This window comes from Serratia marcescens, assembly GCF_029846115.1.
In the GTDB taxonomy this organism is placed as follows: Bacteria; Pseudomonadota; Gammaproteobacteria; order Enterobacterales; family Enterobacteriaceae; genus Serratia; species Serratia marcescens_L.
The window spans coordinates 4,403,245-4,416,056 of sequence record NZ_JARVZZ010000001.1; the positions used below are offsets into that span (position 1 = coordinate 4,403,245).

General features: G+C 56.6%; 11 protein-coding genes and 2 tRNA genes. 6 read left to right on the forward strand and 7 right to left on the reverse strand.

Features of this window, described 5'->3' with window-relative positions; translation table 11 throughout:
- The first annotated feature begins 52 nt into the window (after positions 1–52).
- Positions 53–295 carry a DinI family protein gene (locus QDT79_RS21015; RefSeq protein ID WP_063989016.1) on the forward strand — a complete coding sequence of 81 codons (243 nt, stop codon included), beginning with the start codon at positions 53–55 and terminating at the stop codon, positions 293–295.
- A 193-nt stretch (positions 296–488) separates the two neighbouring features.
- On the opposite strand, the gene QDT79_RS21020 is transcribed toward QDT79_RS21015, so the two are convergent.
- The 4 genes from QDT79_RS21020 to QDT79_RS21035 form a co-directional block, all read right to left on the reverse strand.
- Positions 489–564: transfer RNA gene (locus tag QDT79_RS21020), tRNA-Thr, on the reverse strand.
- Positions 565–570: 6 nt separating this feature from the next.
- Positions 571–658 (reverse strand) — tRNA-Ser (locus QDT79_RS21025).
- Between the two features lie 157 nt (positions 659–815).
- On the reverse strand, positions 816–1,145 hold the full coding sequence (gene osmE / locus QDT79_RS21030) for an osmotically-inducible lipoprotein OsmE (protein WP_025303630.1): 330 nt from the start codon (positions 1,143–1,145) through the stop codon (positions 816–818).
- A gap of 127 nt (positions 1,146–1,272) precedes the next feature.
- Entirely contained in the window at positions 1,273–1,740 is a 468-nt protein-coding gene (locus tag QDT79_RS21035; RefSeq protein ID WP_063989015.1) for a nuclear transport factor 2 family protein, read from the reverse strand.
- Positions 1,741–1,847: 107 nt separating this feature from the next.
- Here QDT79_RS21035 and QDT79_RS21040 point away from each other — a divergent pair, with 107 nt between their 5' ends.
- Positions 1,848–2,426, forward strand: coding sequence for a TetR/AcrR family transcriptional regulator (locus tag QDT79_RS21040; RefSeq protein ID WP_107227620.1), 579 nt, complete (start codon positions 1,848–1,850; stop codon positions 2,424–2,426).
- On the opposite strand, the gene QDT79_RS21045 is transcribed toward QDT79_RS21040, so the two are convergent.
- Both QDT79_RS21045 and ompC read right to left on the reverse strand, forming a co-directional pair.
- A complete protein-coding gene (locus tag QDT79_RS21045; protein ID WP_063989013.1) occupies positions 2,420–2,836 on the reverse strand; it encodes a VOC family protein in 417 nt (138 codons plus the stop codon). The two genes, QDT79_RS21040 and QDT79_RS21045, sit on opposite strands and share 7 nt — an antisense overlap.
- Positions 2,837–2,987: 151 nt before the next feature.
- Entirely contained in the window at positions 2,988–4,118 is a 1,131-nt protein-coding gene (gene ompC, locus QDT79_RS21050) for a porin OmpC (protein ID WP_025303634.1), read from the reverse strand.
- Positions 4,119–4,823: 705 nt separating this feature from the next.
- Between ompC and QDT79_RS21055 the strand changes: the two genes are divergently transcribed.
- From QDT79_RS21055 to rcsB, 4 genes are read left to right on the forward strand one after another with little or no spacing between them, the layout of a single operon-like run.
- Positions 4,824–5,228, forward strand: coding sequence for a DUF4186 domain-containing protein (locus tag QDT79_RS21055; protein WP_074181157.1), 405 nt, complete (start codon positions 4,824–4,826; stop codon positions 5,226–5,228).
- A gap of 54 nt (positions 5,229–5,282) precedes the next feature.
- Complete coding sequence (locus QDT79_RS21060; protein ID WP_063989011.1) at positions 5,283–6,437, forward strand: MFS transporter; 1,155 nt, start codon at positions 5,283–5,285, stop codon at positions 6,435–6,437.
- 20 nt (positions 6,438–6,457) lie between these two features.
- Positions 6,458–9,160, forward strand: a complete 2,703-nt coding sequence (rcsD, locus tag QDT79_RS21065; RefSeq protein WP_107227619.1) for a phosphotransferase RcsD — start codon at positions 6,458–6,460, stop codon at positions 9,158–9,160.
- Complete coding sequence (rcsB, locus tag QDT79_RS21070) at positions 9,153–9,803, forward strand: response regulator transcription factor RcsB (RefSeq protein ID WP_004935900.1); 651 nt, start codon at positions 9,153–9,155, stop codon at positions 9,801–9,803. Before rcsD ends, rcsB begins: the two co-directional genes overlap by 8 nt.
- 61 nt (positions 9,804–9,864) lie before the next feature.
- On the opposite strand, the gene rcsC is transcribed toward rcsB, so the two are convergent.
- Positions 9,865–12,726 carry a two-component system sensor histidine kinase RcsC gene (gene rcsC / locus QDT79_RS21075; protein ID WP_107227618.1) on the reverse strand — a complete coding sequence of 954 codons (2,862 nt, stop codon included), beginning with the start codon at positions 12,724–12,726 and terminating at the stop codon, positions 9,865–9,867.
- Positions 12,727–12,812: the final 86 nt, after the last annotated feature.

Sequence of the window (12,812 nt, forward strand, 5' to 3'; positions counted from 1 at the left end):
ACCTTCCTCAGGCCAGAATACTGTACATTAAATCAGTATTTACAGGTGAGTCATGTTTGTAGAATTGGTGTACGACAAACGCAACGTCGCTGGGCTGCCCAACGCCGCCGAGATTATTCGCAACGAGCTGGAAAAACGCGTGCATGCGCTGTTCCCGGGAGCGGACGTGCGCGTGAAGCCGATGCAGGCCAACGGCCTGAACTCCGACGCCAGCAAAAGCGATCGTGAGAAGTTGAACCGAATGTTGGAAGAGATGTTCGAAGAAGCGGATCAGTGGCTGGTCACTGAGATTTGAACCCTACCTGATAGCCGGCTCATCCTCCGGCTATATTTCTGCCAGAATAAGCCATCGGCTCCTTCCCCTCCGTGATGAATGTCCAAGCTCCATGCGGCAGATGAAAGCCCGCCTAATAGGTTAATTTGATCCTCCGGTGTCAGCATGCAGCGCATAACAAAAAGCCCCAGCATCTCTGCTGGGGCCTCTGTCATGGTGCCGGCTACCGGAATCGAACTGGTGACCTACTGATTACAAGTCAGTTGCTCTACCTACTGAGCTAAGCCGGCTGAATTTGGCGGAAGGACAGAGATTCGAACTCTGGGAGCTGTTACACTCGACGGTTTTCAAGACCGTTGCCTTAAACCACTCGGCCATCCTTCCAATGGGCGCTGATATTAGCGATACCGTTATGAAATGTCTATCGTTTTCATGCAAAAAAATGGGATTGGCGGCGCAGTTGCCTAAACTTCAGGCCTTAAACGCTTAAAAAATGAAAAGCCCCGCGCAAGCGAGGCTTTTTGGGCCGGCCGAAACGCGATTACTTCGGCTGCGAATCGTAGTCTGAACAGGTTTGATAGCCCTTGTTCATGACATGGCCCGTGTCGTTGTAGCTGACAAAGTACGTCTGCACCTTGCCGTCGCGCGGCGCCACCGCATAGGTGTCGCAGGTGCCCTGCGCATGAACCAGCGTGGCAGTGGTCGACGGCGGACCGGCGATAGCCCGCACCTGCTGCTTGGTCATCCCTACTTTGACATCGCTGACCACCGGCTCATTGACATAACTGGCTGCACGATCATAGGTGGTGCAACCGGCAAGAATGGAAAATACCGCCGCAGTGCCGACGGCCAAAACCAACTTCTTCGTCATAGTTTGTCCTCTTGGAGTGCATTTGTTGTCCCCTAAGTCTAGAAGCAGGAAGGCTTTTCTACAAATTCCCCTTTGTCGATCGGTGCGCTTTTGCCCTCAGGAGGCCATCGCCAACACGCCATCAGATTCAAAAACCGAAATCGCTCAGCGCCGGAACAGCGTCCGGGCGCCGACCGAGCGGCCAATAAAAACGCCGATCCTGTTCGCGGATCGGCATGTCATTGATGCAGGCATGGCGGTTGATCATCAGCCCCTCCTGATTGAACTCCCAATTCTCATTGCCGAAACTGCGATACCAGTTGCCGGAATCGTCGCGCCATTCATAGGCGAAACGCACCGCGATGCGGGCGCCATCAAACGCCCACAGCTCCTTAATCAGCCGATACTCCAGTTCTTTCGCCCATTTGCGTTGCAAAAAGCCGACCACCGCTGCGCGGCCATCGACAAACTCCGCGCGGTTACGCCAGTGGGTATCGAGGGAATACACCTGCGATACGCGTTCAGGATCGCGGCTGTTCCAGGCATCCTCCGCCAACCGCACCTTCTCGATGGCGGATTGGCGGGTAAAAGGTGGCAATGGGGGTTTAATGCTCATGTTCATCTCCTGGGTGAAAGCAAGTAGACAACTCTGTCTACGACATTACGCTAGCGCAAGTAGACAGAGTTGTCTACAATCACTCAAAAATAGCCTGGGAGAAAATGATGACCGCCGATCTCGACGCCTTGCCCGCCCGCCAGCGCATCCTGCTGACGGCGCACGATCTGTTTTATCAAGAAGGGATCCGAGCCACCGGTATCGATCGGATCATCAAGGAATCGGGCGTGACCAAGGTGACGTTTTACCGCCACTTTCCCAGCAAGAACGACTTGATTACGGCGTTTTTGACCTATCGCCATCAGCAGTGGTTAGCCTGGTTCAGCACAGCGTTGACCAGGCATGTGGCGCAGAGCGGCGGATTGCTGCCGGCCCTGGCGCCCTGCCTGGCGGAATGGTTCGACGATCCGCGCTTTCGCGGCTGCGCGTTTATCAATACGGCGGTGGAGCTTGCCGACCTGCTGCCGGAAAGCCTGCACATCGCCGGCCAGCATAAGCGGCGGATGGCGGACGAGCTGGCACGTCACCTGCCCGCCGGCCCACAGCGGGAACAGCACGCAGCGATGTTGGCGATGCTGATCGACGGTGCCATCGTCAGAGTGCAGATAGAGCGGCAACCGCAGGCCGCGCTGCAGGTGCTGAATGCCGCGTTGGACATGTTAGCGCAAGGCGGGTTCGATCAGTAATTGGCCCAAATGCCCGGCGTCACCAGTTCCAACAGGTGGGCGTCGGGATCGCGAAAATAAATGCTCTCCCCGCCGTGTTCCCAGCGCATCCGCCCCTCAATCTCCACGCCGTTGGCCATCAGATGCCGCTCCCAGTGCGGCAATTGCTCTTTCGCCACCGCCAGCCCGATATGCGCCGGCCCCACGCCATCGTGCGCGGGAATAAACCCGGTCGGATAGTGCGCCCCGCTTAGCGAATCGCCCTCGATAAACAGCAACAGTACGCTCCGATCGCCGACGTTATAGGCGCGAAACCGTTCGTTGGCGACCATCGTCGGCAGCTTCAGCACCTCCCGGTAAAAAACGTCCGCGCATTCAATATCGCTGACGTACAACACCGTTTCGATCACCTTATCGATCTTGAGTTCCATATCACCTCCGCTCTGTTTGCTGTACTGACAGCGTAGGCCGGATGGAGGCGATCGGAAGCGCTTCCCGTGCCGGCAACGGCTCAATTCGTGCTTTTTACCGGCAAAAAAAACGCGGCCCGAAGGCCGCGCTGTGTCATTCACACGCTGGTGCTTAGAACTGGTAAACCAGGCCCACGGCAACTACGTTGTCGGTGTTGATGCCGGCAGCGTCGGTGAAATCGTTGTTGTCCACCAGGTTGATTTTGTAATCAACATAAGTAGACATGTTTTTGTTGAAGAAGTAGGTCGCACCCAGGTCGACGAATTTGACCAGATCTTGATCGCCGTAGTCCTTGCCGTTGCCGGCACGGCCCAGGTCTTTACCTTTGGTCTGGTTATAACCCACGAACGGACGCAGACCGAAGTCGAACTGGTAGTGCGCGTAGGCTTCGAAGCTCTGCGCCTTGTTAGCGTAGCCATAAACGCTGCTATCGGAACTACCGAAACGCGCCGCGTTGTAGGACTGGGTGAACATCACCGCCAGGTAAACATCGTTGGCGTCATATTTCAGACCGCCGGAGTACCCTTCAGCCTTGTCGCCGCGGCCCATGATGTTCTGGTGACCGTTACCGCCATTCTGCTCGCTGGTGCGGCGAGAGTTGAAGAAGGCGCCCGCGGCGCTGATGCCGTAGCCCATGTCATAGCTCATGGACATACCGTAGCCTTCGCCGTTTTGACCCAGAACGTCACGACCGTTGTTGGTCTCTTCGCCGTTGCCGTTTTTACCCTGGTACTGCAGGGCGAAGTTCAGGCCGTCAACCAGACCGAAGAAGTCGTTGTTACGGTAGGTCGCCAGGCCACTGGAGCGCTGGAACATGAACTGGTCGGCGCCATAGGTCATACCGTCGAACTCAGGCTGCAAGTCGGTATACGCCGCGACGTCGTACAGCACGCCGGTGTTACGGCCGTAGTCGAAGGAGCCGTAGTCGCCGAATTTCAGACCGGCGAAGCCGTAACGGGTGAAGTTTTTGTTGTCCTGGCTTTCAGCGTGGTTCAGGTTCGCCTGATATTCCCACTGGCCGTAACCGGTCAGTTGATCGCTGATTTGCGTTTCGCCGCGCAGGCCAAAACGCATATAAGACTGATCGCCGTCCACGCCGTTGTTGCTGGAGAAATAGTGAAGACCGTCGACTTTACCGTACAAATCCAGTTTATTACCGTCTTTGTTGTAGATTTCCGCCGCGCCTGCTGTGCCTGCAACCAGCAGTGCGGGTACCATCAGAGAGAGTACTCGAAGTTTCATCGTTATTATCCTCGTTAATTATGTCGAGCTACGGCCACTGCCCTTTTCGAGCATTATTAGCACGACTGTGCATTACCATTCTGGTAACAAGGGTTATATTAATCCAGAAAGAAAATGATACCAAGTATCCGATAGTGTTTCATTGTAATTAATAAAGGTTTCAAAATGTAAATACGCGCGAACTTTCACAAAACCTTACAGACAAACAAAATAAAGCACTTAAAGACAAAGAATAGATTAATTGATAAAAAATCATGTAGTTATACATATCTTTAAGAAAAAAAAGCCAACCATACAATCGAGCCAACCAATAAGCACATTGTGCCAAAACGTTGCCCGCACGCAGCCGCTATAATCACCTCGCTATCATCATTATTTTCATTATTACCTTCATTATCCGAGATCCGAGGATAATTTCTGCATTCCTTTAACCGGCTTCTGGCCGGTTTTTTATTTCCCTCCACACGTCCCTCACCATTTCGACTCGTACAAATAGCACGCAAATAAATAACCTTATGATATAGTTTCATTAATTTACTTTCGCACTAATTGCTAATCTCTTCCCTTATTTTAGTCTACAAATTGTAATTGCTTTTCATTTCATGCTTTATCTCGCCGATTATTTCCCGCCGCAGGCATAATTAGCCGCAGAGTTTCCGTTCTGGTAATCTGAAAAAAACGCACCCTCAGCGAGTAAAATTCATGATGCCCTTTCAACCCGACGCGCTATGGCGGCGGCTACAAACCTCTCCCTTCCGCGCTCGCTTCCGTTTAAATGCCAAAGACCAAACGTATCTCGACGGCAAGGGATTGCCGCTGATACTCAGCCATGCCCGCGATTTTATCGACCGCCGCCTGGCCGCCGCCCATCCTAAAAATGACGGCAAGCAAACGCCGATGCGTGGCCACCCGGTGTTCGTCGCCCAGCACGCTACCGCCACCTGTTGCCGAGGTTGTCTGGAAAAGTGGCACGGCATACCGCAGGGCGTCGCACTGGACGAGCAGCAAAAGGACTATATTGTCCAGGCTATCGCGCTGTGGCTGGTGCGCAGAGGCGGTGCCAGGAACCTGTCAGGCGCGAATATTTTCGACCCGGATCGCGGATTGTGATAAAAACTGTCAGTAACTTTCACCATTCTTTTGACCCAAGATCCTGACGCTTACATGACAGCCACCTTGTGCAATGAACAGCAAACGCCCGGCGTTCCTCAACAGATCGCCACCCGTCTGGCCTTTTTCGTCGCCGGTCTCGGCATGGCCGCCTGGGCGCCGCTGGTCCCCTTCGCCAAAGCGCGCATCGGTATCGATGACGGCTCGCTCGGCCTATTGCTGCTCTGTATCGGCGCCGGCTCCATGCTGGCGATGCCGCTGACCGGTTTCCTGACCGGCAAACTGGGCTGTCGCGCGGTGATCCTGATGGCGGGACTCGGGTTATGCATCGATCTGCCGCTGCTGGCGCTGATGGACTCCCTCGGCGGCATGGCCGTGGCACTGCTGCTGTTCGGTGCGGCGATCGGCATGATCGACGTGGCGATGAACGTTCAGGCGGTGATCGTCGAACGCGCCAGCGGCAAGGCGATGATGTCCGGCTTTCACGGTTTCTTCAGCATCGGCGGCATTGCCGGCGCCGGCGGCGTCAGCGCGTTGCTGTGGCTGGGGTTGACGCCGCTGCAATCCACCCTGCTCACCGTGCTGGCGGTGATAGGCCTGCTGGCGCTTGCCAGCCGCCATCTGCTGCGTGAGAGCGGCGCCGACGACGGCGGGCCGATGTTCGTCTTGCCGCGCGGCTGGGTGATGTTCATCGGCATTCTGTGCTTTATCATGTTTTTGGCGGAAGGATCGATGCTCGACTGGAGCGCACTGTTCCTCACCACCTTGCGGGGCGTCGAGCATAGCCAGGCCGGCCTGGGCTACGCGCTGTTTTCCATCACCATGACGCTCGGCCGCCTCAATGGCGATCGGGTGGTGAACTCGCTGGGCCGCTACCGAGTGCTGCTGCTGGGCAGCCTGTGTGCCGCTTTCGGTCTGAGCCTGGCCATCGCCTTCAACCACGCCACCGTGTCGCTGGTCGGCTTCATGCTGGTCGGCCTCGGTGCCTCGAACGTCGTGCCGATCCTGTTCAGCGCCGCAGGCAACCAGCGTGACATGCCGGCCAATTTGGCGATCGCCTCCGTGACCACCGTCGGCTATGCCGGTATTCTGGCCGGCCCGGCGCTGATCGGCTTCATCGCTCAGTTTTCCAGCCTGACGGTGGCCTTCGCCTGCGTAGCCGCTCTGCTGTTGGCGGTGACCGCCAGCGCCAGGGCCGTCACTCGCTGATTCAGGAATGCGCAGCCACTATGCAAAATAAACAACTGACCATAAGCTCCAGCAACATTACCCGCTGCTTCCTGCTATTTATCGTGCTGCTGACGATCGGCATCGGCCTGTATGGTTACAATTACACCAATGCCTGGCTGGCGGAAAAGAAGTACGCGCTGAACGGCATCGCCGGTTCGCTGCAAAAGCGTATCGATACCTACCGCTATATGACCTATCAGGTCTATGACAAATTCGGCAATGCGCCGGCGCAGAATGTCGATCCCGGTTTGCAGGAAACTCGCCTGCGGCCCGACGTCTATTATGTCGAGAAGCCGCACAAGAAAACGGACGCGGTGATCTTCGGCAGCCATGACGAAAACACGCTGGCGATGATCGCCAACATCTCGGACTACCTGGACACCCGCTGGGGCGCCAAAACCGAGAACTACGCCATGTATTACCTCAATGGTCAGGACAACAGCCTCAGCCTGATCACCACCCAGCCGCTCAAAGAGCTGGCTTCGCGCTTTCGGGAAAGCTACCTGACCACCTCGGCGGACGAACGCCGCGCCGAGATGCTACAGCAGGCCAACATGCTCGACGAGCGCGAGAGCTTTTCCGATCTGCGCAAGCAGCGCTTCCAGAACGCCTATTCGTTCTCAATTCGCACCACTTTCAATCAGCCAGGGCATCTGGCGACGGTGATCGCCTTCGATTTGCCAATCAACGACATCATTCCGGCCAATCTGGCCCGCGCCAGTTTCCTGCTGCTGCCGGACGATGTCGATCTCGACGACAGCGTCATCCCGGCGGAAACCGTCCTCGGCACCCATGCGACGATGAGCGGCGGTTGGGTGGAGTTCAGCGCCGCCCTGCCCAATGCGCCGCTGAAGGTGGTGTATCGCGTTTCGGCCATCAATCTGGCCATCGATCTGCTGCGTAACAACATCTGGCTGATCGCGGTCAACCTGCTGCTGCTGGCGCTGTCGATGCTGAGCATCTACTTTATCCGTCGCCAGTATATTCGCCCGAGCGAAAACATGGCGGTGGAACTGGAAGCCGAGCGCGCGCTGAATCAGGAGATCGTCTCCAGCCTGCCCTCCGGCCTGCTGGTCTACAGCTTCGCCAACAATACGGTGATCGCCAGCAACAAAATCGCCGAGCACCTGTTACCACACCTCAGTCTGCAGAAGATCGCCCATATGGCCGAACAGCATCACGGGGTGATCCAGGCGACGGTCAACAACGAGGTGTATGAAATCCGCATCTTCCGCAGCCAGCTGTCGCCGGACACCTACCTGTTCCTGATGCACGATCAGGATAAAGAGGTGATGGTGAACAAGCGGCTGCAGCAGGCGCGGCGCGAATACGACAAAAACGTTCAGGCGCGCAAGCTGATGCTGCACAATCTGGGCATCGAGCTGAATCAGCCGGTACGCCAGATGCACGATCTGGTCGACCGTCTGCACAGCCGGCCGGATGAGGAACAACAGCAGGCGTTGCTGGGCCAACTGACGGCGGCGTCGGCTTCGGTGCTGGAGTTGATCGATAACATCACCCTGCTGACCCGGCTGGAAACCCAGGATTGGCAACCCACGCGCGAGCCGTTCAACCCGACGGCGATGATCGACGAGTTGCTGCAGGAGGCCCTGCCCGCCCTTAACCAGAAGGGGCTGGCGCTGTTCAAGCATTTCCAGCTGGACGTCGAGCAGAACTATATCGGCGACGCCAACGCGCTGCGTAAGGTGATCTCGCTGCTGGTGCATTACGCCATTATCACCACCGCCTGCGGCAAGATATCTCTGGTTGTCGACCATGAGCCCGAGCACCCGGATCGCCTGATTTTCCAAATCAACGACACCGGCTCCGGCATCTCCAACGAAGAGATCAGCAACCTCAACTATCCGTTCCTCAGCCAGACGCTGGTGGACCGCTTCAACCACGGTTCCGGGCTCACCTTCTTCCTGTGCAACCAACTGTGCAAAAAGCTTAATGGCCAGTTGGACATTCGCAGCAAGGTGGATATCGGCACTCGCTACACCATTCGCGTCGCCATGGAGATGGAGAAAAAAGAGCCGCAGGAGCAGGAAAAGCTGCTCGACGGCGTCACCGCCCTGCTGGACGTCACGTCGGATGAAGTGCGCGGCATCGTGACCCGTCTGCTGCAGGCCTACGGCGCCGACTGTCTCGTCGCCGAAGATCGCGCGGTCAACCGCGATTATGACGTGCTGCTGACCGATAACCCACAGCGCGCCGATGATTACACCCTGTTGTTGGCGAGCGATGAGCCGGGCTGGCAAGCACTGGATAAACGCTACATTCGGGTGAACTATAATCTGAACGGCGCATTAATCGACGCCGTGCTGATGCTGATCGAACAGCAAATGGCCGCGCTGGAACAGGAAGAAAGCCCGCTTTCATTGAGCTCAGAAGATATCCAACTCTATGAAAAACAATTGAAATCAAGTGATTACTATGGACTGTTTGTCGATACAGTACCCGACGATGTCAAAAAACTGTATACTGAGGCGGGCAGCAGTGATTTCAATGCGCTGTCACAAACCGCACACCGCCTAAAAGGCGTGTTTGCCATGTTAAATCTGCTTCCCGGCAAGCAGCTGTGCGAATCGTTAGAACAGCGCATCGCAGAAGGTGATGCGCCCGAGATCGAGAATAACATCAGTCAGATTGATTTTTTCGTCAGCAGACTGCTGAAGCAAGGTAGCCAACAACATGAATAACCTGAACGTAATTATTGCTGATGACCATCCTATCGTACTGTTTGGCATCCGGAAGTCACTTGAGCAAATTGAATGGGTGAATGTCGTTGGGGAGTTCGAAGACTCAACCGCACTGATCAACAATCTGTCCAAGCTGGACGCCAACGTGCTGATCACCGATCTATCGATGCCGGGTGACAAGTATGGCGACGGCATCACGCTGATTAAATACATCAAGCGCCACTATCCGCAGTTGTCGATCATCGTGCTGACCATGAACAACAACCCGGCGATCCTGAGCGCGGTATTGGATCTGGATATCGAAGGCATCGTGCTGAAACAAGGCGCGCCGACCGATCTGCCGAAGGCGCTGGCCGCCCTGCAGAAAGGCAAGAAGTTCACGCCGGAAAGCGTCTCTAAACTGCTGGAGAAGATCAGCGCCAGCGGCTATGGCGACAAACGCCTGTCGCCGAAAGAGAGCGAAGTGCTGCGTCTGTTCGCCGAAGGTTTCCTGGTAACCGAAATCGCCAAGAAGCTCAACCGCAGCATCAAAACCATCAGCAGCCAGAAGAAATCGGCCATGATGAAGCTGGGCGTCGAAAACGACATCGCCCTGCTCAACTATCTCTCGTCCGTCAGCATGACGCCGTTGGACAAAGACTAAAGCCCGCCTCACGGCAGGTTAACGCCAAACAGGCACGGCATCCGCCGTGCCTGTTTGCTTTTCAAGCCTCGCTGCGGCTGTAGCGCACCTGTTGGCTGTAGTAAGCCAGCGTCTGCTCCAACGTCTCCAGCGTGACCGGTTTCGACAGGCAATTATCCATACCCGCCTCGAGGCAGCGCTGCTTCTCTTCCGCCAACGCGTTCGCCGTCACGCCGATCACCGGCGCGCTGAACTGCATCTGCCGCAGCTCCTGCGTCAGACGATAGCCGTCCATATTCGGCATATTGACGTCGGTCAGCACAATATCGACGTGGTGCTGTTTCAGCACGCCGAGCGCGTCGACGCCATCGTTGGCGGTCACCACCTGATACCCCAGCGATCCCAGCTGATCGGACAGCAGACGACGGTTGATCGGATGATCGTCAACCACCAGCAGATGAATATCGCCGTTGTCCGCCGCGCTGGCCTTGGCAGGCACCGGCAGCTGCACCAGCGCCTCTGCCGCGCCGCTGCCGACGCCGAACAACCGGTTGAGCAAGCTCAGCGTTTCACGCGGCGTGGAGGTGCTGTGCATCCAATAACCCGGCCGTGTTTCCTGCGATGGGCCGATATGCTCGGTGGAGAATTGGATCTGAGCCAGCAGCGGCGTGTCCAGCATCAGCGGATGATCGCTGAGCATCACCTCTCCGGCGGCGGTCTCTTGGCCATCATAGCGCTGGATATCGGCGCCGTAGCCCCCCAGAATCGCCATCAGGTAGCTTTCCAGCCGCTGATTGCGGATATCCAGCCACAGTCGGCGGCCCTGCCAGGTATCGCTGGCCTGCGGGATGGGGAACTGAGCGTTGAACAGCGGAATGCGGATGCTGAACAAGCTGCCCAGGCCCGGTTCGGATTCCACGGCGATATCGCCGTCCATCAGGTTGATCAGTTTCTCACAGATCGCCAACCCCAGGCCGGTTCCCTGGAAATGGCGCTGCACGCCGGTGCCCACCTGGAAGAACGGATCGAACAGGCGCGAGATCTCCTTCTCCGGGATGCCGACACCGGTATCGCGCACGCTGAACTCCAGGTAGCTGCCGCGGGTGCAGACCTGCAGCACGATACAGCCGGTATCGGTGAACTTGATGGCGTTGTTCACCAGATTGGAAAGCACCTGCTGCAGCCGCACCGGATCGCCGAAAATGCGCTCCGGCACGTTCTGTTCGATAAAGCAGTACAGCCCCAGACGTTTCTTGACCACCAGCGGCAAATAGTTGCCGGCGATATGGGTGATCACCTCCAGGCAGGAAAACTCGCGCGGTTCTATCTTCAGCTGCTCGGACTCAATTTTGGAGAAGTCGAGAATATCGCTGATGATTTTCAACAGCAGACCGGAGGAGTTGTTCATCGCATTGACCAGCCGATCGACCCCTTGCGGCAGCGCCTTGGTCTGCAGCAGATCGAGGTTGCCGATAATGCCGTACAGCGGCGTGCGCAGCTCATGGCTGACGGTGGCCAGGAACATCGATTTGGACTGGCTGGCTTGCTCCGCCGCCGCCGCCATCTCCTGCAACGACTCTTCCATCTTCACGCGGGCGCTGACGTCCACCAGCACGCAAATCGCCACCTCTTCGTTACGGTAGCGCGAGTGGACAAAGCTGATCTGCAGGTTGTTGTTGTTGCTTGTCATCACATCGACGAAATTCGCCTGCTGTTCGCAAATGATGCGCGTAATGCGATCGCGATCTTCGTGGGTCAACAGGTTGATGTAGTTGTGCGCCAGTTCGTTACTCAGGATATTGGTGCCGTCGCTGATGCGCAGGATACAGATGCCCACCGGCGCCGAAGCGACGATCTTGCGGTTGAACTGCTCGTGCTCTTCCAGGCGAAACGCATTGTCCTCCGCGGGCAGGAACATCTTGCGCTCAAACAGCCACGCCAGCGTGAACAGCACGATGGCCGACAACAGGTTCAGCAACAGCGCGTTGAGGATCAACATTTTGAAGCGTTCCACCACGCTTTTCACCGGCAGCGCATAGACGATGCTCAGCGAAGAAGGCGGCAGCGCTTTCTTCAGGATCAGGTCGCGATAATTGTCGACATAGCCGAAGTAGGCATGCTCTGCGGGATAGCTGTTGAGCGAAGCGGCATAGCGATCGCCGTCCGCCAGGCGCAGCACCGGCTCGTTGTTCTCATCCAGCAGCGTGACGCCAATCGGCAGGTTGCCGGCGGTGACGAAATCTTCCAGCCGAACGGTTTGTTCGATGCCCAGCAACGCCTCCAGCTTATTACCGATATAGATCGGCGTCAGCACATACAGATAGCCGACGTCCGGCCGCTGCGCGCTGGGGCTAACCCAATACAGGTTGTTGTCTTTGTCCAGATTCTTGGCATTGCGGTATTTCAGAATGCGCTCGTGCAGCGACTTCAGCACGTTTTCCCGATTGGCGCTCGCGTTGCCGCCGCCGAACTCCGCCATACACAGGCTGTCACCGCCGATGAAGAACACCCGGTTGAGGTCGTAGGCCGCCACGAAGTTCTCTTTCCAATACTGGATCAGGCCGCTCAGCGAATCGAGCGAACTGCGGTAGGTGGTGCTCAGCGCGCAGTTGGACTCCGGGTACAGCGGAAAGAATTGCGGCGGGCTGCCCTTGCCGGGAAACACGCCGCTGAACATGTCCAGGCTACTGACCGATCCGTTGAGACGGTTCTCCGCCATATACTTGATGTCGCGGATGATGTCGGCCGAATGACGGATGTAGCCCTGCGCCTGATCGAAGTTGAGGTTGTAGTCCTGCCGGATATCCGATTCTTTCTGATGCAGGATATTCAGAATATAAAAGGTGGTGAGCAGCGCTCCCAACGACCACAGCAAAATCGCCAGCACCCGGAACAGATAGCGGGATATCTTCAGCGTAGTTCGAAAAGAGGCTAAGTATTTCAATCGGATACCATACGAAAGTCAGTGGCGGCGCGCGTTGTCGCCGGCGCGGCGGCCGGCGGCTCGGTGCGCCAATTAAACCATATAAC

Excerpts from the sequence above, each read along its gene's own strand:
- QDT79_RS21040 (WP_107227620.1), top strand. The coding sequence starts at position 1,848 with ATGACCGCCGATCTCGACGCCTTGCCCGCCCGCCAGCGCATCCTGCTG.
- QDT79_RS21060 (WP_063989011.1), top strand. The coding sequence starts at position 5,283 with ATGACAGCCACCTTGTGCAATGAACAGCAAACGCCCGGCGTTCCTCAA.
- ompC (WP_025303634.1), bottom strand. The coding sequence starts at position 4,118 with ATGAAACTTCGAGTACTCTCTCTGATGGTACCCGCACTGCTGGTTGCA.
- osmE (WP_025303630.1), bottom strand. The coding sequence starts at position 1,145 with ATGACGAAGAAGTTGGTTTTGGCCGTCGGCACTGCGGCGGTATTTTCC.
- QDT79_RS21035 (WP_063989015.1), bottom strand. The coding sequence starts at position 1,740 with ATGAGCATTAAACCCCCATTGCCACCTTTTACCCGCCAATCCGCCATC.
- QDT79_RS21045 (WP_063989013.1), bottom strand. The coding sequence starts at position 2,836 with ATGGAACTCAAGATCGATAAGGTGATCGAAACGGTGTTGTACGTCAGC.
- rcsB (WP_004935900.1), top strand. The coding sequence starts at position 9,153 with ATGAATAACCTGAACGTAATTATTGCTGATGACCATCCTATCGTACTG.
- QDT79_RS21015 (WP_063989016.1), top strand. The coding sequence starts at position 53 with ATGTTTGTAGAATTGGTGTACGACAAACGCAACGTCGCTGGGCTGCCC.
- QDT79_RS21055 (WP_074181157.1), top strand. The coding sequence starts at position 4,824 with ATGCCCTTTCAACCCGACGCGCTATGGCGGCGGCTACAAACCTCTCCC.
- rcsD (WP_107227619.1), top strand. The coding sequence starts at position 6,458 with ATGCAAAATAAACAACTGACCATAAGCTCCAGCAACATTACCCGCTGC.